The 21,787-nt window shown below is 58.6% G+C and carries 24 protein-coding genes; 11 read left to right on the top strand and 13 right to left on the bottom strand.

What is annotated here, in order from left to right; translation table 11 throughout:
- Positions 1-140: 140 nt before the first annotated feature.
- A complete protein-coding gene (locus D8M41_RS06680; RefSeq protein ID WP_126926742.1) occupies positions 141-1,616 on the bottom strand; it encodes an amino acid permease in 1,476 nt (491 codons plus the stop codon).
- A gap of 559 nt (positions 1,617-2,175) precedes the next feature.
- Between D8M41_RS06680 and D8M41_RS12080 the strand changes: the two genes are divergently transcribed.
- Positions 2,176-2,310 carry a hypothetical protein gene (locus D8M41_RS12080; protein ID WP_274542623.1) on the top strand — a complete coding sequence of 45 codons (135 nt, stop codon included), beginning with the start codon at positions 2,176-2,178 and terminating at the stop codon, positions 2,308-2,310.
- Positions 2,311-2,451: 141 nt separating this feature from the next.
- Positions 2,452-3,270, top strand: coding sequence for a tRNA (guanosine(46)-N7)-methyltransferase TrmB (gene trmB / locus D8M41_RS06690; RefSeq protein ID WP_126926639.1), 819 nt, complete (start codon positions 2,452-2,454; stop codon positions 3,268-3,270).
- 49 nt (positions 3,271-3,319) lie between these two features.
- Here trmB and D8M41_RS06695 read toward each other — a convergent pair whose 3' ends face one another.
- The 4 genes from D8M41_RS06695 to dnaK all read right to left on the bottom strand — a co-directional run bounded on the left by D8M41_RS06695 (position 3,320) and on the right by dnaK (position 7,437).
- A complete protein-coding gene (locus tag D8M41_RS06695) occupies positions 3,320-3,775 on the bottom strand; it encodes a heat shock protein transcriptional repressor HspR (RefSeq protein WP_006888158.1) in 456 nt (151 codons plus the stop codon).
- A gap of 3 nt (positions 3,776-3,778) precedes the next feature.
- Entirely contained in the window at positions 3,779-4,810 is a 1,032-nt protein-coding gene (locus D8M41_RS06700; RefSeq protein WP_126926640.1) for a DnaJ C-terminal domain-containing protein, read from the bottom strand.
- Positions 4,811-5,011: 201 nt separating this feature from the next.
- A complete protein-coding gene (locus D8M41_RS06705; protein WP_070536282.1) occupies positions 5,012-5,587 on the bottom strand; it encodes a nucleotide exchange factor GrpE in 576 nt (191 codons plus the stop codon).
- Between the two features lie 2 nt (positions 5,588-5,589).
- A complete protein-coding gene (gene dnaK, locus D8M41_RS06710; protein ID WP_006888157.1) occupies positions 5,590-7,437 on the bottom strand; it encodes a molecular chaperone DnaK in 1,848 nt (615 codons plus the stop codon).
- 487 nt (positions 7,438-7,924) lie between these two features.
- Between dnaK and D8M41_RS06715 the strand changes: the two genes are divergently transcribed.
- The 8 genes from D8M41_RS06715 (at position 7,925) to D8M41_RS06750 (ending at position 14,692) form a co-directional block, all read left to right on the top strand.
- Complete coding sequence (locus tag D8M41_RS06715) at positions 7,925-9,352, top strand: pentapeptide repeat-containing protein (protein ID WP_126926641.1); 1,428 nt, start codon at positions 7,925-7,927, stop codon at positions 9,350-9,352.
- A gap of 296 nt (positions 9,353-9,648) precedes the next feature.
- Entirely contained in the window at positions 9,649-9,867 is a 219-nt protein-coding gene (locus D8M41_RS06720) for a hypothetical protein (protein WP_126926642.1), read from the top strand.
- Positions 9,868-9,962: 95 nt separating this feature from the next.
- A complete protein-coding gene (locus D8M41_RS06725; RefSeq protein ID WP_126926643.1) occupies positions 9,963-10,490 on the top strand; it encodes a DUF2247 family protein in 528 nt (175 codons plus the stop codon).
- A gap of 167 nt (positions 10,491-10,657) precedes the next feature.
- On the top strand, positions 10,658-11,137 hold the full coding sequence (locus tag D8M41_RS06730) for a low molecular weight protein-tyrosine-phosphatase (RefSeq protein WP_232018615.1): 480 nt from the start codon (positions 10,658-10,660) through the stop codon (positions 11,135-11,137).
- Positions 11,134-11,721, top strand: a complete 588-nt coding sequence (locus D8M41_RS06735) for a hypothetical protein (protein WP_126926644.1) — start codon at positions 11,134-11,136, stop codon at positions 11,719-11,721. The genes D8M41_RS06730 and D8M41_RS06735 overlap by 4 nt, the downstream gene beginning before the upstream one ends.
- A gap of 209 nt (positions 11,722-11,930) precedes the next feature.
- Positions 11,931-13,190: a multidrug effflux MFS transporter gene (locus D8M41_RS06740; protein WP_126926645.1), complete on the top strand. Its 1,260-nt coding sequence runs from the start codon at positions 11,931-11,933 to the stop codon at positions 13,188-13,190.
- A 159-nt stretch (positions 13,191-13,349) separates the two neighbouring features.
- Positions 13,350-13,775 carry a hypothetical protein gene (locus tag D8M41_RS06745; RefSeq protein WP_006888254.1) on the top strand — a complete coding sequence of 142 codons (426 nt, stop codon included), beginning with the start codon at positions 13,350-13,352 and terminating at the stop codon, positions 13,773-13,775.
- Between the two features lie 17 nt (positions 13,776-13,792).
- Entirely contained in the window at positions 13,793-14,692 is a 900-nt protein-coding gene (locus D8M41_RS06750) for an aminodeoxychorismate lyase (RefSeq protein ID WP_126926646.1), read from the top strand.
- A gap of 164 nt (positions 14,693-14,856) precedes the next feature.
- Here D8M41_RS06750 and D8M41_RS06755 read toward each other — a convergent pair whose 3' ends face one another.
- Complete coding sequence (locus D8M41_RS06755; RefSeq protein ID WP_023133745.1) at positions 14,857-15,144, bottom strand: DUF4229 domain-containing protein; 288 nt, start codon at positions 15,142-15,144, stop codon at positions 14,857-14,859.
- Positions 15,145-15,204: 60 nt separating this feature from the next.
- Here D8M41_RS06755 and D8M41_RS06760 point away from each other — a divergent pair, with 60 nt between their 5' ends.
- The gene (locus D8M41_RS06760) at positions 15,205-15,606 is read left to right on the top strand and encodes a PLDc N-terminal domain-containing protein (protein WP_081481261.1); all 402 of its coding nucleotides are present in this window, start codon (positions 15,205-15,207) and stop codon (positions 15,604-15,606) included.
- A gap of 254 nt (positions 15,607-15,860) precedes the next feature.
- Here D8M41_RS06760 and ccsB read toward each other — a convergent pair whose 3' ends face one another.
- From ccsB to D8M41_RS06795, 7 genes are all read right to left on the bottom strand, one after another.
- On the bottom strand, positions 15,861-17,021 hold the full coding sequence (gene ccsB / locus D8M41_RS06765; RefSeq protein WP_006888197.1) for a c-type cytochrome biogenesis protein CcsB: 1,161 nt from the start codon (positions 17,019-17,021) through the stop codon (positions 15,861-15,863).
- A gap of 3 nt (positions 17,022-17,024) precedes the next feature.
- Positions 17,025-18,650: a cytochrome c biogenesis protein ResB gene (resB, locus tag D8M41_RS06770; protein WP_006888138.1), complete on the bottom strand. Its 1,626-nt coding sequence runs from the start codon at positions 18,648-18,650 to the stop codon at positions 17,025-17,027.
- A 10-nt stretch (positions 18,651-18,660) separates the two neighbouring features.
- Positions 18,661-19,674: a cytochrome c biogenesis CcdA family protein gene (locus D8M41_RS06775; RefSeq protein ID WP_006888269.1), complete on the bottom strand. Its 1,014-nt coding sequence runs from the start codon at positions 19,672-19,674 to the stop codon at positions 18,661-18,663.
- Position 19,675: 1 nt separating this feature from the next.
- A complete protein-coding gene (locus D8M41_RS06780) occupies positions 19,676-20,293 on the bottom strand; it encodes a TlpA family protein disulfide reductase (RefSeq protein WP_006888252.1) in 618 nt (205 codons plus the stop codon).
- A 55-nt stretch (positions 20,294-20,348) separates the two neighbouring features.
- Positions 20,349-21,035, bottom strand: a complete 687-nt coding sequence (locus tag D8M41_RS06785) for a histidine phosphatase family protein (RefSeq protein ID WP_006888147.1) — start codon at positions 21,033-21,035, stop codon at positions 20,349-20,351.
- 89 nt (positions 21,036-21,124) lie between these two features.
- Positions 21,125-21,391 carry a glutaredoxin family protein gene (locus D8M41_RS06790; RefSeq protein WP_006888200.1) on the bottom strand — a complete coding sequence of 89 codons (267 nt, stop codon included), beginning with the start codon at positions 21,389-21,391 and terminating at the stop codon, positions 21,125-21,127.
- A gap of 110 nt (positions 21,392-21,501) precedes the next feature.
- Positions 21,502-21,600 carry a 30S ribosomal protein bS22 gene (locus D8M41_RS06795; protein ID WP_005504750.1) on the bottom strand — a complete coding sequence of 33 codons (99 nt, stop codon included), beginning with the start codon at positions 21,598-21,600 and terminating at the stop codon, positions 21,502-21,504.
- Positions 21,601-21,787: the final 187 nt, after the last annotated feature.

Raw genomic sequence — 21,787 nt, forward strand, 5'->3', positions numbered from 1 at the left:
GCCACTTGAGGCGGCGTGTTCGGCGTGTTTCTGCGGTGTACCGGGGTAAGCAGCAGCTGCAGAATATACTAATGGCGGGGCCAGCGCATCCCTTGATGGGTGCGGGAGCCCCGCCATTATGAGCGTTTGGCGCTATAACCCTATTTCTTGTCGTCTGAGGCTTGCTTCAAATCCAGGATCGGGTGGGACTGGGTGATACTGGTCTCGGGAACCTCCGGGTGCAGCTTGTTCTTCACAAACCAACCGATCGCGAGCCCGCCGAACCAGATGGGCATTAACATAAGCCCTGCGCGGGTATCTTCGGCAGTTGCCAGAATGCAGATGGAGAATGCGAAGAACGCCAGCACAACCCAGCACATCACCACACCGCCGGGCATGCGGTATACGCTCTGGGCGTGCAGCTGGGGGCGTTTACGGCGGTAGCACATGTAGCTAATGAGGATCATGGACCATACGAAGATCACGAGCACAGCCGCCATGGTGGTCACCAGCGTGAAGGCCCCAATAATGGAGTCACCCGCATAAAGCAGCACGATACTTGAGAGCAACAGCGTGGAGGTGAGGAATAGTGCGTTGCGGGGTACGCCTTGGGCTGAGAGAACACCCAGTGCCTTGGGGGCGTCACCTTCCTGCGCCAGGCCGTACACCATGCGTGAGGTGGAGAAAATACCTGAGTTTGCCGATGAGGTTGCCGAGGTGAGCACCACAGCGTTCACGATGTGGGCGGCGATGCCGATCCCGGCGAGGCTGAACATGGTCACGAAGGGGCTTTTCGCGGGGTCAATCTCGTTCCAGGGGTTCACCATGAGGATCACCAGAAGCGCACCCACGTAGAAGATAATGATACGTACCGGAACCGAGTTAATGGCCTTGGGCAGGGTTACGGTGGGGTTCTGGGTTTCTGCGGCAGTGGTGCCCACTAGCTCCGAGCCCATGAACGCGAAGATAGCGATCTGGAAGGCGCCGAGGAAGCCGAAGACTCCGTTAGGGAAGAACCCGCCGTGCTCCCACAGGTTAGCGATCTGTGCGTGAGAACCGTTGGGGGCGGTGAAGCTGGTAGCCACCATAATGATACCAACCAGTATGAGTGCACAGATGGCGACGATCTTAATCATGGCGAACCAGAACTCGATCTCACCGAAGTTCTTTACCGAAGGCAGGTTCAGCGTCAACAGTGCAATAATGACGACGAGTGCAGGTACTGCTTTAGGTAAATTAGGCCACCATAATTGGCTGTAATCTACGATAGCGATAATATCCGCAACTGCCGTAACCACCCACATAAACCAGTACGACCAGCCGAGGAAGAACCCTGCTGGTCGCCCAACGAGGTCGGCGGTGAAGTCGGAGAATGATTTGTACTTGAGGTTCGAGAGAAGAATCTCGCCCATCGCGCGCAGCACAAGGAAAATGGCGGCGCCAATAACAATGTAGACCAGCAGGATAGAGGGCCCGGCTTTGGAGATTGCCTTGCCCGAGCCCATAAATAGGCCAGTACCGATGGCACCACCAATGGCAATGAGCTGAATATGCCGGTTGCTCAGCCCGCGGTGTAGTTCTTCAGCTTGGCCCGTACTCTCTGCCGCCGGTGCGGCGTTTTCGTGAGGTTGCTGCATCACAGTTCCTCTTTCGTGGTTGGATCCCGGTTCGGCGTGGGACAGCCCCGACTTTCGGGGCAAACTTTGGTGTTACAACCCATGATGTGTAGGAAACTACCAAATGTTTTGAATATATATTCTACATAACTAACTCAGTATGTAGTAGTTATTTTTAAGTTGAGTGTTATAAATCTATGGTTTATATCATACACGGTACGATGCGGGGTGTCGCAAGTCATGGCAAGGATTCCACAGACAGCCTTTAGTGCCGCGAAAAGCAAGGGGACCATGAGGCAATTCCACACATTGAGATACATTAGACATTCAAGTGGAAGGTTCACATGATGCGCCAACCTGCGGCACACTTAAAAATATTCATTCGTTCACCAGAATAATAATACACTTTCTTAGGGTAACTTCAACCTAATGACTGGTCCGAGGGTCAAGCCCAGCACCCATACATGGTACTGCCGACAGCAATACGCTGGATGCGCCTCCATTTTCATCTGCACTGCTGGCCCCTTTCATCCCCAGCCGCCTGGCGGGTGCCGGGCTAACCGCTTTCAGCGCAAACCTCATGACCATGTATTTCCGCAACCCGGACATGCACGATAAAGCCTTCCGCCCCACCCAGGACGGGCAGCAGCTGGCCAACAACATCGTGATGCTCGGCGCGGGTCTGGCGTTGCTGTTCTCCAGCAAGAAAAAGTAGCCTGCACGGCGAATGTGCGGTCGTAAAGGCCAAACGGGGGCAGTTTCTTCAGTCGCATGAAGAAACTGCCCCCGAAACTTTTAGTCCCCAGAATTTTTAACAGTACCCGCCGCCGCGCGCCGCTACGTTATCCTGATAGGTATGTCATCTCAAGAGCAGAACACCTCCGCAGGCGCATCGTTAGAACCCGAAACTTCGCAGGATGCCGGTAAGAAGCAGGTTCCGCCCGAGTTCTTCCGCCAGCCTTATTCCTTCGTGCGCCGCGGTGACCGCCTAACCTCGCGCCGACAAAAAGCGTGGGACACGTACTCCCCCACCCATGTGCTCGACATCCCCCGGCTGCGGGCAGATACCTCTGTAGCCCCCGAAGCCAGCTTCGACCCGGTCACAATCTACGGGCGCGAAGCCTACCAGGTGGTCGAAATCGGTTCCGGGTTGGGTGAAGCAATCGTGCACCGCGCCTGTGAAATGCCCGAGGCGAACTTCCTTGCCGTTGAGGTCTACACCCCCGGCATTGCGGATCTGCTGCTTAAGATGGGGCAGGCCGGGGTTGAGAATGTGCGCGTCGCTCAGGCTAACGCCCCCGAACTGCTCGATAACATGCTGGACGAAAACTCGGTCGATGAGCTCTGGGTTTTCTTCCCCGACCCTTGGCACAAGTCACGCCACCATAAACGCCGCCTGGTCTCCCCCGCTTTTGCCGATAAGGTTGCGCGCGTGCTCAAACCCGGCGGAATCTGGCGCCTCGCCACCGACTGGGAAGAATACGCCCACGTAATGCGCGACGTCATGGAAGCGCACCCCGATTTCGAGAACATGCATGCCGGTGAAGGCGCTACCGAAGACGACCCCGTGGGTGGTTGGGCGCCGCGCTGGGAGGGGCGCATCCTGACTAGCTTTGAGAGGAAGGCCCGGGAGGCGGGAAGGCGCGCCCACGACCTGACGTATAGGCGTAAGTAAATACTCGCAGCTGCCGTTTCAAAGCGGCAGGTATTGGGGCGGTCAAGACCTATTTCTGCCGGTACAGCACCACTGCCGAGGAGCGTTTGCGAGGTGCCGGGCGCTGCCCCCGCTGGATGTTCACCACATCCCCGCGGGTGCTGGCTGCGAACACTCGTTCCGCCAGGCCCAGTTTGGCGTGCGCATCCTCAAGCTGGGCCTGCAGGCGGGCGATGTGCTCCTGGTGTTCCTCCACCATCTCTTCAAGCTCAATAATCCGGCGGATTCCCTCCAGCGAAACACCTTCCTGCGAGAGCTGCTGAATACGCTGAAGTAAATCAACGTCGCGCTGCGAATAGCGCCTGGCCTTGCCCGGCGCACGCGAAGGCTGCACCAGCCCCAGGCGGTCGTATTGGCGGAGCGTCTGCGGGTGCATACCCGCCAGCTCCGCCGCCACCGAAATCACAAAAACCGGCCGGTCGGCACTGTAGGCAGATGCCGACGACTGCTTATTATGGGCACTCATAAGCTACCTAACTTTCTTCAAAAGGTCCTCACGGGGGTTCTCCTGTGGCGCCAGAGCAATGAATTTCTCGAAGGCTTCCTTCGCCTCATCGCTCAGGTTCTGCGGCAGGTGCACCTCTGGAATCACCAGCAGGTCGCCGGTGCCCGATTTGGTTGTGAACCCGCGTCCTTTCGCACGCAGTTTACGACCCACACTGCCGGGGGTCAGCCGCAGTTTGACGGTTTTACCGCCGGGTACGGGTACTTCCAGCACACCGCCATTGACCGCCTCATCCAGGGTGACGGGGGCACGCAGCACCAGGTTGTTTCCTTCACGACTGTAGTGCGGGTCATCCGAGACACGCACGGTCACGATCAGATCACCGCCAGTTCCGGGGCGTCCCTTGCCGCGCACACGCACTTTCTGCCCGTCCTTCACGCCCGCCGGGATACGCGCCTCAGTGCTCGTACCGTCCGGCAGGAACACGGTCGCGGTGGTGCCTGTATATGACTGCGGCAGGGTAATGCGCGTGCTGGTGGAAAGGTTATTATCCTGCGGGGCGCGCTTGCGCCCACCACCGCCGAAGCCGCTGCCGCCAAACCCGGCATCGCTGAAGTCGGCGCTCGTGAACCCTGCGGTACGGCGTGAACCGCCCGCGCCGCCAGCACCACCACCGAAGAGCCCGCCGAGCAGGTCTTCAATGTTGATGCCTTCGCCACCGCCGCTGGTGGTGAAGTGCACGTTTTGGCCGCCAAAGCCGCCGCCAGCGCCCCCGAACCCGGATGCGCCACCTCCGAAACCGCTGCCGCCGAACCCTGCGGCACCGTATTTGCGGATCTGGTCGTATTCTTCGCGCTGTTTTTTATCCGAGAGCACGTCGTAGGCTTCGGAGACTTCCTTGAATTTCTTCTCGGCTGTCTCGTTCCCGGGGTTCAGGTCCGGGTGGTATTTGCGCGAGAGTTTGCGGTAGGCCTTTTTAATATCGGAGTCGGAGGCGTCTTCTTTCACGCCGAGGGTTTTATAAAAGTCTTCTGACAGCCAGTTTTCGCTTGCCATGTAGTTCTCCTTTCCCGTCGTCCGGGGTTCTTGTAACGCCCCGCTCAAAGGGGCACAACCTTAGTTTTTAATCCTATATAAAGTTTAGTCTACTAGACTCAATTTTGGAAGAGAAATCCCAGAAAATCCGCGGAAATATGCGGCAAACGGGCGGGTTCTCAATTTCTCAAGAACCCGCCCGTTGTGTGCTCTATGGAGCGTTTATTCGGCGGCAGCCACCGCAACCTGGGCGGTGCGTACCACGCGCTCTTTCACGCGGTACCCGTAGCGCAGAACCATCGAAATATGGTCCGGTTCTACCTCGCTGGTCGGCTGTTGCATGACCGCCTCGTGAATATTCGGGTCGAAGGGCTCGCCCACCTCGCCGAAGCGTTCCACGCCTTCCTTTTTGAGAGAATCCTCAAGCTTGGTGGCGATTGCGGCGAAGGGGCCTTCCTGCAGGTCGCCGTGTTTGCGTGCGGCGTCAATATCGTCGAGCACCGGCAGAAGCAGACTCACAATATCGCTCGCCACGAATTCCCGAAGCTGCTCCTTCTCGCGGGCGGCACGGTTCTTAAAGTTTGTGAACTCCGCCTGCAGGCGAAGCAGGCTGTCCAGGCGTTCTGCCGCGAGTTTCGCATCCTCTGAGGGTGCTTCCTCGCTCGGTTCGGGGGTTTCCCCCGCCGCAGCCTGATCGGTTGCGGCAGGGGCTTCCTCGGCCTCGGGGTGACCCTCGGCGGCGGGGGCGTTGAATGCCTCCTCCAGCGGGTCGCCCGCAGTGTTTTCGTGTTCAGCCATGATTACTTCTTCTCGTCTTCGTCCTCGTCGATAACTTCGGCGTCTACAACGTCCTCATCATCCTTGGAGGAAGAAGCGGAGTCTGCGTTAGCCTCTGCCTGTGCGGAAGCGTACAGGGCCTCGCCCAGCTTGGTCTGTGATGCCTGCAGCTTCTCCAGGGCGGACTTCACGGCATCGTCGTCATCGCCTTCAAGAGCCTTCTTGAGAGCATCGACATCGCCCTGAACCTCAGTCTTGACGTCTTCGGGCAGCTTCTCGCCGTTCTCCTTCAGCAGCTTATCGACGGAATATGCCACGGACTCGGCGGCGTTGCGGGTGTCGGCTGCCTCGCGGCGTGCCTTATCCTGCTCTGCGTGAGCCTCGGCATCTTTGACCATGCGGTCAATGTCGTCCTTCGAGAGGGAGGTGCCGCCGGTGATGGTCATGGACTGCTCAGCACCAGTGCCTTTGTCCTTCGCGGAGACGTGCACAATGCCGTTGGCGTCAATATCGAAGGTGACCTCAATCTGGGGTACGCCGCGCGGTGCGGGGGCGATACCGGTCAGCTCGAAGGTACCCAGGTTCTTGTTGTCGCGAGTGAATTCACGCTCACCCTGGAACACCTGAATCGACACGGAAGGCTGGTTGTCTTCAGCGGTGGTGAAGGTCTCAGAACGCTTGGTCGGAATGGCGGTGTTGCGCTCGATCAGCTTAGTCATCACGCCACCCTTAGTTTCGATACCGAGGGACAGCGGGGTCACGTCGATCAGCAGAACGTCCTTACGGTCGCCCTTGAGCACACCAGCCTGCAGGGCTGCACCCATTGCCACAACCTCATCGGGGTTAACACCCTTGTTGGGCTCGCGGCCGGTGAGTTCCTTCACCAGCTCAGCCACGGCGGGCATACGGGTGGAACCACCCACGAGCACAACCTCGGAAATGTCCGACACCTTAATGCCTGCTTCCGCAATGACGTCCTGGAAGGGCTTCTTGGTGCGTGCCAGCAGGTCGCTGGTGAGGTCCTCAAACTTTGCGCGAGTGAGCTTCTCGTCCAGGTGAATGGGACCTTCGGGGGTTACCGAGAGGTACTGCAGCGAAATGTTGGTGCTGGATGCGCTGGAGAGCTCCTTCTTAGCCTGCTCAGCTGCCTCCTGCAGACGCTGCAGAGCGATCTTGTCTTTGGAGAGGTCTGCACCGGTCTTGGACTTGACCTGCTCAAGCAGCCAATCCACAACGCGTTGATCCCAGTCGTCGCCGCCCAGGCGGTTGTCGCCGCTGGTTGCGCGCACCTGAATGGTGGAGAAGCCGTCTTCGTCCTTGCCAACTTCAAGCAGGGAAACGTCGAAGGTACCGCCGCCAAGGTCGAAGACCAGAATCAGTTCGTCTTCTTTACCTTTGTCCAGGCCGTAAGCCAGTGCGGCTGCGGTCGGCTCGTTCACGATACGCAGAACGTTCAGACCCGCGATTTCGCCGGCTTCCTTAGTGGCCTGGCGCTCAGCGTCGTTGAAGTATGCGGGGACGGTGATAACCGCATCGGTCACCTTGTCGTTCAGGTAGGATTCGGCGTCGCCCTTGAGCTTCTGCAGAATACGTGCGGAAATTTCCTGCGGGGTGTATTTCTTGCCGTCAATTTCCGTCGTCCAGTCGGTGCCCATGTGGCGCTTGACGGACGAGATGGTGCGGTCAACGTTGGTGACCGCCTGGCGCTTTGCCACGCTACCGACCAGAACGTCGCCGTCCTTGGAGAATGCGACGACGGAGGGGGTGGTGCGGGCGCCTTCAGCGTTTGCAATAACTACGGGGTCGCCACCTTCGAGGGTGGATACGACCGAGTTGGTGGTGCCGAGGTCAATACCGACTGCACGTGCCATGTTTTTGTACTCCTTAGTGTTATGCCCCGCTTCTTGGCGAGGCGGGTTCCTTGGTTAGATTTTCGGGGCGTGAGGGGTTTTAGGCCGAGCGCATGCACGGTAGAAAGTGTGCTTGGATTGCTGCCCAGCGAGTGACCCCTTGAGCCTCATGTACTCAAGTTTTACACATGGTTGGGCGGATGTCAACAGACTTGAGTGGAAAAGACTCAATTTATTTTCGCGCAGTGGGCGAAGGGGTGAGTCCGGGTGCGGATGGATGCGGGAGTTCTGGGTGGGTACAAGTGTTTGAGATCAGGGCTTTAGAGGTGAGGGGTCGAGCTCAAAGCCCCTTCAGGGGCTATTTCACATAGACACAGGGATTCCACAGGCTTTTACCTCTGCCCTACGTAATATACGGGGTTAACAACAGTAAATCCGACACTTCGGACATTCTTAGCCTTATGATGAAGAATGAGTGTTCGAATTAGGTTAAGGAATACCGAAGATAATGACAGAGTCAACAAAAAGTTCTAAGACCCCTAAGAGAAACGGGTCATGGTGGAGGAAGAACTGGTTTTATACAGTTCTTATTGCTGTTGCCGTTATAGGTGGACTAAGCGCGTTTGGGCTTCCTCTTATAGTCTCTCAACCATTCAGTGCAGGCGATAGTATTTCAACTCTACGCCAGGCTATCCTTGCCGCTACCGGTGGTGTTCTTGCAATACTTACCCTGTGGGAGAACCGACGCAAGAACATTCAAGAAAAAGACAAGAACGACCAAGACCATACTCGACAGGTACACGCTGAACGACGCGCTCGTTATGCCAAAGCGATTGAACAGCTCGCCGACGATAAATCCGCTATCCGCCTTGGAGGCGTCTACACCTTAGCCAAGCTCGTTGATGATTGGTTAGATGACGAGAAAACTCTCACTTCTATGGAGAAACGCCGTCAAGAAGGACAAATTATTATCGACAGCCTGTGTGCGTATATACGTTCTTCTTTTCCGTTGGCTGAACGCCATGATGAACTTACTCTTAGTTACGAAGAATATCAGCAGAAATACCAAGATAAAAACCAAGTTACACAGTCCGTTGAAAATTCTGTAGATAACTCCACTCCCAAACCTGAAGAGCACCAAGACAACAAACAATCTCGCGAAGAGTTTTTACGCGACAAATCAATTTTTAGAGAAGAACAGGAGGTCCGTCAAACAATTCTGGCAGAAATTGAAAAACGACTCAATAGCAATAAGGATAAGAACGAAGATGGTAAAGGTGAAGTTAAACCTGGAACATGGTCATATTTTGAGTATGATTTCTCAAACACAGTTTTTTTCTACTACACCCAATTCAATTATAGTTATTTTGGTAATCCATCAAGTTTCTTTAGGGCAACCTTCGCCCAGGACGCTAGCTTCTTTAGAGCGACCTTCCAGGACACATGCTTCTACGAGGCAACCTTCGCCCAGGACGCTGACTTCTTTAGAGCGACCTTCCAGGACGCTGACTTCTTTAGAGCGACCTTCCAGGACGCTAACTTCTCCGGGGCGACCTTTCTCAAAAATGTTGACTTCTCCGAGGCGATCTTCCAGAATAAGCCAATATTTGAATACACACTAAGTGATAAAACATATAAAGCAAGGTTCCTATATAAGAAGGATGATCCACGAAATTATAACTTCGAAGTTTCACCTGATAGCCCCTACAAAATTGAGACAGAAAAGCACCTTAGCCCCGACAGAACTATTATTACTATTCCAAAGGGATGCATAGTCTTTAATCCATTATTAACCAAAATTAGTATCTCTGATGACAGTATTAAGGGAATCTCTGTAAAAGGTGTTTCTGCCAATGGCGTTCCACAGGTCGAAAAGAAGCTTAAACTTAAAATGAACCCTTGGCCTAAAAAGAGCGAATCAAATCCAAAGCATTAATCCATAACGATTACACCGAGCCACGTACCTTCTTGGAACACCTGTGCACAGTGTGAGGATGAGGAGTTCCCTTCAAGTTTATACCGGAAGAAACGGGTGAAGATTCTAGTACTCGTAATTAGCGCAGTCCGCACCCATAAGAAATATGGGCAGTTGCAGATCTATAACCAGAGCGTGGAAAGACCTTATTACGACGTGTTAAGGCTGAGAGCTATCGGCGCGGCGGGATGTCTAGTACCATCTGAGGTAACGCCGAACATACAACACCCCCTTGCACACACCAAGAAAGAATCACCATGACCCGCTACTATACTTCCGTTATCGTGTTCATGTTCGCTCTGCCTATTGGCACTCTCCTGTTCGGTGGTTTTGGCGGCTCCGGGCGGGGGTTTGCGGCAGGCGCGGCTGTTGCGACCGTCTGCGCCATATTCACCTACATTTTCTGGCCCAAGCTGAAGGATAATTCCGCGCCGGGGCAGGATTCATCAGGTACGTCGCAGGACTCACCCGAATAAAGCACCTTTAGGCGTATCGCCCACCCTCTCGGGTTAGGTAATACGCCAAATGCTGCGTTATTCGTGGGACTACAAAGATGGGAAGCAACTACTAGATGCTGAGTACGTATTACATAGGCTATGAAGGCATCAGGAAGAGTGCCCTCACCTGGCAGGGGCTACGCTGGGGGCTCGCGCAGGGATACATCAGCCACGCAGATATTCTGCGATACGCATCCGACCGGCTGAAGGAAGACTCCAGCGACCTGGAATACGAGCTCTACCAGTGCAAACCCGACCACGCTTACCGGGTTGATGGGATTCTGGCCGAACTCGCGCAGCGCGAAGACTCCCCTGAACTCACCGACCCCGACCCCGGAAGCACCGACCCCCGCCACGCGCTCTGGCTGTACCTGCTGCTCAAACATGTGTATGAGCACCGCAAGAACTTTGACGACCCGCTGGGCGAGGTAGAAATTCTTCACGCCGATTTTGGCTACCCCGAGGATGTGACCCCGTTCGTGCGATACATGCCCCCGACCGACTATGACCCTTCAACGTACACTCGTCAAGAGAACATCGACAGACTCTATGCTCTGTGGGAGGCGTACTTGCGCGAGGCTAAAACCCGTTTTGAGGTGTAACAGCCAAAACTTGCCTGCCTATCTAGAAGAGTTTTTTGCATTCAGAAGCGGTAAGCTCTTCTGAATGCAAAAAACTCTTCTGAATAGAAACGACGCTTCGGCAGGCAGCCCTCATACCGCTGCCTTTCTGGTGCCGCTGGCATACACTTAAAACTATGTACCGCATCATGACTGTCTGCACCGGAAATATTTGCCGCTCCCCCGTGGGCGAATACCTGATTCGTGAGCACGCGCGCCAGGCGGGGCTTGAGGTTGAGGTCGCGTCCTCCGCCATCACGGACTACGAAATCGGCAACCCCATCGACACCCGCGCCGGCCGCATACTCACCGCGCGCGGCATCGACCCCAGCGGGCACCGCGCATCCAGATTCGTAGCCGAAGACTTCGACCGCTACGACCTGATTCTGGCGATGGACACCCCGCACTACCTGCACCTGAAGCAGCTTGCGCGCACCGAAGACGACAAAGCCAAAATCCGTATGATGCGCTCCTTCGACCCCGCGATGGCGGGCAAGAACCTGGACGAGCTGGGCATCTACGACCCCTGGTACGGGCAGATGCGTGACTTCGAATACACGACCGAGCTTATCGACACTGCGGCGCGGGCGCTGATCGCGGGTCTTGCCGCCGAGGGCGACGCCGCATGAGTGACCAGTTTCGGGGCCTCACGGATGATTTGCTGCCCCGCATTATCAGCGGCCCGCGCCCTTACATTATTGCTGTGGACGGGCGCAGCGGCAGCGGTAAAACCACTCTCGCGCGGCGCCTTGCCGCCACCCTGCGGCAGCACCCGGTGCAGGGCGGGCCGCTGACGGTGCTGGAGCTATCCCTTGAGAACATGTACCCCGGTTGGGACGGTCTGGAGGCCGGTGTGGAGCAGTGGGGGCGGCTCAGCGCCAGCCTGGCCACGCACACGCCCGGCAGCTACACCCCCTGGGATTGGGAGCAGAACCGCCCGGCCTCACCAGTCACTGTGCTCCCGGATGCCGCGTCGGTGATCGTGTGCGAAGGGGTGGGGGCGCTCTGCGGGGCGTTCAAATACGGTGTGCTGGTGCAGGCCGATACCGGGGTGCGGTATGAGCGGGCGATGGCGCGCGACGGGGAAACCTACCGGCCCTACTGGAACATGTGGGCCGCGCAAGAAGAACAACTATTCGAGGATTACGGCTCGTACTACATCACCAGCCCCGGCTGGCCTGAGGGGCCTGACTGGGTGTACCGCACCGGGTAGCGAACCGGCTTAGGCTGGTTCCGCCCTCTAACCCCCACCACACCGGAAGAGGTGCAGGTCACGCATCCACTGGCTTACGGTGCGTGAGTGACCGCCGCTAGACTGGATGAGTGCGTTTCTAGCCGGGTGCACCCGCCCGCCCCACGAAGCAGCAGGCAGGCCCGGCGCCGTTACGCATCCCCAAAATTTAGAAAGCATACAGTACACCAGTGTCTACGTCACAGACCAATACTCAGCACCCCAACCACGCGAAGCCCTCATTCGGGCTTTCCCCGGCAACTATTGTCACCCTGGCGGCGCTCACCGCCATCGCCCCGCTGGGCATCGACATGTATATCGCCTCGCTGCCGACCATTGCCGAGGAGCTGCACACCACCGAGGCCGCCGCCTCCATGACCCTCAGCGCCTTCATGGTTGGTATGGCGCTCGGGCAGCTTATAATCGGCCCGCTCTCCGATAAAACCGGGCGCCGCACCCCGCTGCTGATCGGCTCAGCCGTGTGCTTCGCCGCCACGGCACTATGCGCCTTCTCCCCCACCATTGAGGTGTTCATCGCGGCACGTTTTCTGATGGGCTTCAGCGGCTCAGTCGGCGCGGTACTGGCCCGCTCCATCGTCGCCGACACCACGAAGGGGCTGGCCACCGCCAAGCTCATGGGCATCATGATGATGATTAACGGGTTCGCCCCCGTGCTGGCACCGCTCTTCGGCGGGTGGGTGCTCTCATGGGGTACGTGGCGTTCAGTGTTTAACGTGCTGACCGTTATTACCGGTGCCCTCATGCTCGCCGTCATCTTTATTCTGCGGGAAACCCTGCCCGCCGAAAAACGCTACCAAGGCACCGCGCTGAGCGTGTACTCCGAAATTCCGAAAGTATTCAGGATCCGCCGGTATATGGGGTTCTCACTGACCATGTGTTTCGCGTTCGGGGCGCTCTTCTCGTATATTTCGGGCTCAACTTTTGTGCTGCAGAAAATTCTGGGGCTTGACGCCGGGCAGTACACTCTCGCGTTCGGCGTGAACTCCCTGGGCATTGTGGCCATGAGCTCGCTGGCGACCGCGTTGGTGGGGAAGGTCGCCCAACGCACCATCGTGAATGTTGGTGTGAGCGCCCTGCTGGTTGTTTCGGTGCTGCTCACCGGTTCGTTCCTCATCGGGATTTCGCTGTGGCCCACCCTGATTCTGCTGTTCTGCCTCACCTGCTCGGTGGGCCTGATCTTCGGTAACGCCTCGGCGCTGGCACTGAACGAGGCACGCCATATGGCGGGCAGCGCATCCGCCGTGATGGGCACGATTCAGGCGCTTCTGGGCGGACTTGCCGCGCCCCTGGTTTCGCTGGGCGGCGAAGGTTCCTACATGCCGATGGCGTTCTCAATTCTGGGCTTCGCACTGATGACCGCGCTTGTGCTCTTCACAACCCCGCGTAAGGACGCCGACTATGCGGCAGACGGCGGCGAAGGTGGGCGCTAGCGCTTCGCTTCGAGCGTGTTAAGACGTTGATGCCCAAGAAGCGGGTTTTGCCGAAAAGATGAAAAAATATCATCATTTTCGAGCAGAAACCCGCTTCTCCTCGTAATCGCCCTAGCTGCTGGTATTCTGATAAATCCTAAGATTTTAAGGAGACTGACCGTGAGCCCCGACGAAAACCTCACAAGTGCAGAGATCATCAAACGGTTCAACCACTTCTACGACTGCTGGCTGGATTCGATCACCATAACCTATGCAAAGGGAACAGCTGTTCGTCTGCGATTCTGCGCGGTGGACCGGAACCATGTAGACGGCGGCTGGGAGAAGGCCGCTACCGACGACGTCTGGCGGTACGTCACCGTAACCCTGGAAGATATTTCGGACTACCGGGTGCAAGGTCCGTTCATCAGCATATGCAGCGGAGTTCATACTCTCGAACGGGACGGCAAAATCGGGCTCGACATCGAAGGATATAACGACAACCCCGAGACCTTCGAGGACATAGCCGAGGCAGACATATACTTTATCGCCGAAAGCGCCACCTGGGAGCTGGGCCCGCTCGGCGTGCACTGCGGTGAGGGCACGTGAGCCACTACACTGGAAACATGACTAGTTCCGTGATGCTCCTAAATTCAGAGAACCCGCAAGGCGTTGCCGTAGACCCCACCCAACCGCTTATCGGCGTGGAAGATCAAGGATTTACCCGTGGCGACGGCATTTTTGAGACCATGCTCGCCGTAGATCGGCGGGTACGAAAACTTGATATGCACCTCGCCCGACTCGAATCTTCGGCGCGTATGCTCGACCTGCCCGAACCCGACCTGCACCAGCTTCAGGATGCGCTGGCAAACCTTCTCGCCCAGGCCGTACCCGGCGCCCACACGGAACTCGGCGAAGAGCATATTGTCAAAATCATTATCTCGCGCGGGCTGCCACGTGCCTCTGTGGGAATGCCCGCCGGTCCATACACCCTGCTGATCGCGTCCCCGGTGCCCGAAACTACCGTGAACCAGCGGCAGAACGGCGTGAAGGCCATGCTGCTGCCACGCGGGCACGACCCCGCCGACAACACCGCATACCCGTGGCTGTTGGCGGGCGCGAAAACCCTCTCATATGCGGTCAATATGGCGGTTTTGCGGTATGTGCACAGCCGCGGTGCGGATGACGCGATTTTTATGACCGACAACCGCCGCATTCTGGAGGGGGCAACTTCGTCGGTGCTGATGGCGCGTATCGAAAACGGTGTAAAGACGCTGTACACTCCCGAACCGAACCACGGAATCCTGCCCGGTACCACGCAGGGCGCTATTTTTGAGGCGGCGCGGCGCGACGGCTGGGAGCTGGGTTACGGTCCGCTATACCCGCAGGATCTTTTCGAGTCAGATGGGGTTTGGCTCGCCTCCTCGGTGCGTCTGCTCGCCCCGGTCACGCATCTGAACGGTACGGCGTTAGCGCACGATGCGCAGCTGACCCACCAGTTCTTGGAATACCTGGCACAGGGGTAGGCTGGCGCACCGTCCGCAGAAGGCTAGGATCTCTAGGCAGAATAAGAGACCTAGCCTTCTGCGCGTGCTGTGGACTGGGCACAGCAGCGGGTACACACTACCTGCTGGCAAAAACACAGCGGGTCCCGCCCATCACGTGTGCAGACGCAGGCGCCGAGGGCCGTTTAGAAGTCCTCCCCAGATTCTTTTTTCTGCGACTCCACCAGCTCATCCTCAATAGCGCGGTTTTCCTCTTCTTCCTTATTTTTCACCTTGGGGGTGCGCTTAAAAAACCGGGCCGTATCCTGGCTGGCGGCCGCGTGCAGACGCGGAAAGAAAATATACGCCACCGCAAAAGCCGAAACAATCGCGCAACCCCCCGAGACGAGAATCCCAGCCCCCAACAGCTCATACAGGTAGAAGAAGAACACGAGCAAGCCGAAACGCACCAGGGTGTACTTGAAGAAGTTCATACCCACCAGTCTAGCCGCAGCATGGATGCGCCCCCAAGATTCCTGTGGCAGACTTAGAGCATGACACGAGCGATGATGATAATCGGCGCGTTCGCGCTGGTGATTGGGTTGAGCCTGTACACCCTGCTGGATGCCGCCCGCACACCGGCCGCCGATGCGCGCACCCTCCCCAAGTGGCTGTGGATTATTGTCATCATCTTCTTCCCCATTGTGGGGCCGGTTTTCTGGCTGTTCTTCGGCAGGCCCCGCAGCGAAAAAAGTGCAGCCGAACAGCCGCCCGCTGCGGATACGGGCCGGGGTTTGAAAGGCAGGCGGGGTACTGTGCCTCCCGCGCCGAAAGCCCCAGACGACGATGAAGAGTACCTGCGCTGGCTCAAAGCCAAAGCAGAACGGCAAAAACGAGACAGGCAGCGGCAAGAACCCCGCGACGACGCCACAGACGACACTGACGGCGAGAAATAGCCCCGGCCTGGCAGACACCATCAACCACTGGGCAGCACCCCGGGTAACCTCAGGCACTCCCCCACTGTGTGCGTTTGTCCTCGCTCCCCCGGCGGGAAAGCGTCTACATGCTGTGTGCGGCCCCCTGTCTTCACGCTCCCTGGGCTGGCTGCACCAGCACATGTTTATGACTGAACCGTTCGTGGCCGCGCGTTAGCTTTAGGCCGCTGCGGCGCGCACAGGCACAGGGACGCAGGCAGTTCTACGGGGCGGGTTTACAACCCCGAATACGAGTGCAGGCCCGAGAAGAAAATATTCACCACCGTGAAATTAAAAATAATGCACAAATAGCCGATAATAGACAGCCACGCCGAACGCGGGCCAGCCCAGCCGCGGGTTGCACGCGCATGCAGATACGCCGCGTACACCACCCAGATCACGAAGGTCCACACCTCTTTAGTGTCCCAGCCCCAGTAGCGGCCCCACGCCTGGCTCGCCCAAATAGCACCAGCGGCAAGCGTGAACGTCCACATCACAAACGCCAAAGCGTTCAGGCGGAACGCAAAATTCTCAAGGGCCTGGGCGCTCGGAACCAGGCGCATAAACGCCCACCCGCCCGATTTACCGTTCAGGATGCGCTGCTCACGGCGGGTCTGCACCAGCTGCAGCACCGCCATCGCGAACGTAATCGTAAACACCCCGGAGGCAAGCACCGCAATCGACACGTGAATCACCAGCCAGTAGCTCTGCAACGCCGGTTTCAGGTGCCCCACGGGGGTGGCGAAACTAATGGTGGCGGCGCACATCATAATCAGCGCCAGCCCAGACACGAGCGTGCCCACGAACCGCAGGTCACGGAAGATCAGCGCCACCAGGTACACGGCCACCACCACCAGCGCGCCCGTGGTGCAGAACTCGTACATGTTCCCCCAGGGCACACGCTGCGCAGCCACGCCGCGCATAATAACCGCCGCCGCGTGCACCAGCGCCCCCATCAGCATAACGATCACGGCGATGCGCGCCGCCGGGCGGCTCTGGCCCGTGTACAGCATCGAAGAGTCCGCCACATGGCCCTCAAGCGCGCGTGCCGCCGCACCCCGGTACCCGGCGCCCCGCTCGCCCGTGCCGGTCTCAGCGCCGCCGGTGCGTTCAACACGGGTGGCTTTCGCGCTCATCTTAACCGACGACTTCGCGGCGGTTTTCCTGCCGGTTTTCTCCGCACCCGCAACGGAGGTGGCCGCGCCCGCGGTAACAGGCTCAGCCGCCTGTTCCTCCTCTAACTCCGCCTCACGAGGTGCCGCGGCACCCTCCAGACGGCGGGTTACCCGCGAATTCTTCACCACATCCCAGGTGAACGCCACGAACACCACGGTGTAAATCAGCGCGGCAATATACATGAATAGCTCACTGTAGCGCGCTAATGTCTCGTTCAGCATGGGCTACTTCCCCTCGGTTTTCTCAGTCGGCTCCTCGGATGAGGGCTCCTCAGCAAATTCCAGCCCCCACCGGGCGGCGAAAGCATCCGTAATACGCTCAGCCTCAGCGGCAAGACGCGGGTCCTCCCCGCGCGCAAGCAGACCGTACTCTACGGTAAGCACCCCCTCATTGGTGCTGGCACGCACCCACACGCGGCGGCGCGCCACAAACAGGGACACAATCAGCCCCACAAAAGCCACCACAAACGAGTACAGCACAATATTCTGCCCCGGGTCGTGGCGCACCTCCATCCCCACGTACCGCTTATACCCCATGAACTCAATGGTGCCGTTACCTTCCGGCAGGGTGGCGATGCGGTGCTGCGCATCCAGCACAATACCGTTCTGGTTCGCCATGCTGTTCAACGCGGTCAGCTTAGAGGTGTCCAGCACATACACGTTCTGCGGCTGGCCCGAGTTCAAACCCAAATCCCCCGAATAGGACTGCAGCACCAGCATAGGGTTCGCCGGGGCTGAATCCACCGAATGCGGGATGCCCGCCCCACGCTCATAGCTGCCGGTGGGCAGGAACATGCCCACAAACCCCAGCTGGGCCGGGCGGGCATCGGGCACCTTCAGCACCACCGACGAGGTGTACTTCCCGTCAGTTGGCAGGGCCACCACGGGGCCTTCATACGCCACTTTCCCCTCACCGTCGGTCACCTTCACAATGGGGGCGTACCCGTTGCCGGAGAGGAACACGCTGGTGCCGCCCACATCAACCGGCTCGTTCACTTTGAGGGTTTTCTGCTCGGGGCTGCTGCCGGGGTTCTGCACGGTCAGCTGGGCGTTATAGTCCAGATCCTGCCCGTAGGTGTGGCTGTCGCGCTGCCTGTCGTAGCGCACCTGAAAGTTATTGAGCGTCACGGCGTACGGGTTCAGCCAGTCGGGGTTATAGTTCGTGCCGGGGGTGAACGAGTCGTAGCCGATCAGGGAGTTTACGAACGTCTCCCCCTCCACCAGGATTTTTTGGCCCCGGTACCCGAAAAGCGAGCCGACCGCCACCCCAACCAGGATGCCGATCATCGCCACATGGAACAGGATGTTCCCCACCTCACGCAGGTAGCCGCGTTCGGCCCCCACCGAGTACTGCCCGTCTCCTTCCTCCCGGATCTGCACCCGGTAGCGGCGTTTACGAAGGATCGCGGCGGCGTCCTCTATCGCGGCCTGGGGGGTGAGCGCATCCGCGTCAATATCGATCGTGCGGTGCACGGGCATGCGGGAAAGGTTCTTGGGGGTGCGCGCGGGCGGTTTACGCCAGTCTTTAGCATGTTTAATAGCGCGCGGGGTAACGCACCCGATCAGGGAAATAAACAGCAGCAGGTAGATGGCCGAGAACCACCCGGAGGAGAAAACATCAAACAGCTGTATCTTATCGGCAAACTCGCCCCAGCCGGGGTGGGTTTTAATATAGTCCGTCACCTTCGCGGGGTCTTGAATGCGCTGCGGAAACATAGACCCGGGAACTGCCGCAACCGCCAGCAGCAGAAGCAGCAGCAAGGCGGTGTTCATTTTCGTCAGTTGCGTCCAACCCCAGCGGAGCATCCCGGTGATTCCCAGCGCCGGGGCGTCAGTGTGTGTGCGTGCCATATGTACCCCGTCAGATTGGTAGTTCGTAAACCGGTAGCGCCGCCTGAACCCAGGCCATGAGGTGGTTCCAGGCGCCAGTCAAAATAAGGATGCCGATCAGGATGAGCATCGCCCCGCCCGCACGCTGAATCCCGCGTTTATGCGTGCTCGCCCACCCGGTGGTGTTCACCCCGCGCGCCGCGAAATAGGCGACCAGTAGGAACGGCACACCCAAACCCAGGCAGTAGGCGAAGGTGAGCACCACAGCCTTGAAGGTTGCGGCCCCGCCAGTGAACACGAGGGTTTGCACTGCGGCGAAGGTGGGTCCAATGCACGGCGCCCACCCCAGCCCGAAGGTGACTCCCAGCACCGGCGCACCCCACAGGCCCGTGCCGGTGCGGGTGTGGAACCGTTTATCGACCTGCAGAATGCTCAGCCGCCCCATGAATACAACACCCATGAGGATCACGAGTGCACCCAGCAGAATATTCACCCACGCCTGCCCTTTCAGCCAGGGGGCGGCACCCACCTGGGCCAGTAGCACCGATAGGGTGACGAAAACTGCGGAGAACCCGAGCACGAACAGGGCCACCCCGGCGAGCATCCGGCGGGTGTGACGGCGGGTCTGCTGTGCGTGAAGGCGCCCCTTACCGGGCTGCGAACCTGGGGTTTTCGGGTCGGTGGGGGCGGCCGCCACAGCCACCCCCGATGTTGCCTCGGGCGGGTTTTTGGTGTTTTCTGCGGCTTTTTGGGGTGCGGGGTTATGTGCCGCCGCCGTTTTCTTCCCCTGGAACAATGCGGCCGCGGAGCCTTCGGGTGCCTGCGGCTGCGAGCCTGCAAGACCCGCCACATACCCCAGGTAGCCGGGTACCAGCGGCAGCACACACGGTGAAGCGAACGACACCAGCCCCGCCAGCGCCGCCAACGGGATGGAGAGCCACAGGGAACCATCCAGCACGGTTGAGCTGATACTCGCCAACGGCGCAGCACCCGCCGTGGCAGCCACAGCGGCGGGGGTGAGCATCATACCGGTTCCAGCAGGCACGCTAGGCACCCTTCACAGCGGTCTCAATCAGGGTTTTCAGCACCGACGGGTTCGCCTGACCCAAGATGCGTGCCGCCACCCTACCGTGCGAATCCAGAATCACGGTGGTCGGCACCGCCTGGGCGGGCACATACTTACTCAATGACAGCAGTACCTTACCCGAGGCGTCCTTAAACGAGGGGTAGGTGATCTCAAAGCTGCGCTCAAACGCCTCGGCGGTGCTTTTCTCATCCCGCACGTTCACACCGTAGAACCCCAGCTTGTCCTTATAGTCGGTGTAGAGCTTCTGCAGGTCTTTGGCCTCGGCACGGCAGGGAGAGCACCCGGCGTACCAGAAGTTCAAGAGCGTAGGTTTGCCGCGCAACGACTCAGCGTTCACGCTGGTGCCGTCGAATAGTTCACCGGTGAACGCAACGGGCTCGCCGCGCTCAGCCTCCTGGTACTCGGTCACCGACCCGTCCCCGGCAATGTAGCCTTTATTATCACCCGAATTCGCCTGTTTTGACAGGGAGGTGTCTTCAGAGCACGCAGCCAGCAGGCCCGCCCCGGCCGCTGACGCGCACAGCGCAATACCCGCACGCAGGGCGGTGCGGCGGGTGTGGTTATGGGTGGGAGTCATGCGTTCCTTCCGGTGGTGTGTGCGAAGGGGGTGCTGAACGGCAGACACCCGCGTCTTAGCTGCCGGGCAGCTGAATCACTCCCGAATACAGGGGCGATGCGGGCTCCGTGTAGCCGCTCACCTGCGGCGGGTTCCCCGATAACAGGTTATCGAAAGTGAGCGAAGTAATCGACGCCAGGTTGCATTCGCGCGCACGTGGGTCGTGCTGCAATAGCTTACCTTCAAGCGCCAGGCGAGTCACCCAGATGGGCAGCTGGTGCGAAACAATGATGGCCTCGGCCCCGTCCCCGCCCTGCTGGTACGCGGTGCGGGCGGCATCCTTAATGGCCTGAGCCATGCGGCGCACCTGCACAATGTACGGCTCGCCCCAGGACGGGCGCAGCGGGTTGTACAGTTTCGTCCAGTGGCGCGGGTTGTTCAGAAGCTCCTGCCGGTTCACGTGCAGACCCTCAAAATAGTTATCGGCCTCAACCACGCGCGCATCGGGGTGCGCTTGAAGCCCCAGAAGCTCAGTGATCGGCTCGGCCGACTCGCGGGTGCGGGTCAGCGGGGAGCATACCAGGTGCACAATGTTCGCGCCTTCACCCCGACGCCGGGCAAACTCCTGGGCGCTCATGCGCACCATCTGCTGCCCCTTCTCCGAAAGGTGGTAGTTGGGTAGCCGCCCGTAGACGATGCGGTCGGGGTTATGCACCTCGCCGTGGCGCATCAGGTGAACCGTGACCTTAGCCGATGTAGTCATTCTCTCAGTCTCTCAAATTTTCTACGCTACCCCAAAACGAGGGGCGCCGCATATAGCCCCTAATTCGCCAGAAGCGGGGGCGGCTGGCGCTAAGGCATGCGTGCGGCAATGAGCTTACGCATCCGTTTAGGGTTAATACGCCAAAAGTCCTTCGGCTGCCCGTCAATGCGCAGCACCGGGATTTCGGTGGCGTGCCGCTGCAGCAGCTGCGGGTACAGCTCAATGTTTAGCTCAGTGTAGGGCACCCCAAATTCGGTGCATACTTGCGCCACCGTGTGCCGTGCAGCGTCGCACAGGTGGCAGCCGGGGCGGGTCAAAAGCTCAATAACGGGTGGTTCAGGTGTAGCTGGGGGCATGGCTCCCAGTCTACTAGCGTTCAACAGCCGCCGCTAATAGCCCACGTCAGCCCTCATTAACGCACAATGCCCCGCAACCCTTACCGGGCACGGGGCACAGAAGCTACTGTTTACTTCTTATTGCGGCGCTGGTGGCGAGTCTTACGAAGCAGTTTACGGTGCTTCTTCTTGGACATGCGCTTGCGGCGCTTCTTAATAACGGAACCCATAGGATTTCCTCACTTTGCTAGACCCGGCCGCACCCATTCGGTGCGGTAGCTACCCGGGGTGTTTATACCGGTATAAACGCTCTAAAAGGCATTTTAGGCACAGCAGTGCCCCAGCGTTTTGAGAACGCTACCTTCCTAGAGTACTAGGAAACACCGCATTGCACCATTCCGACGCACCCAAAGATGA

Origin of the sequence: Rothia sp. HSID18069, assembly GCF_003989155.1 — a bacterium.
Classification (GTDB): domain Bacteria; phylum Actinomycetota; class Actinomycetes; order Actinomycetales; family Micrococcaceae; genus Rothia; species Rothia aeria.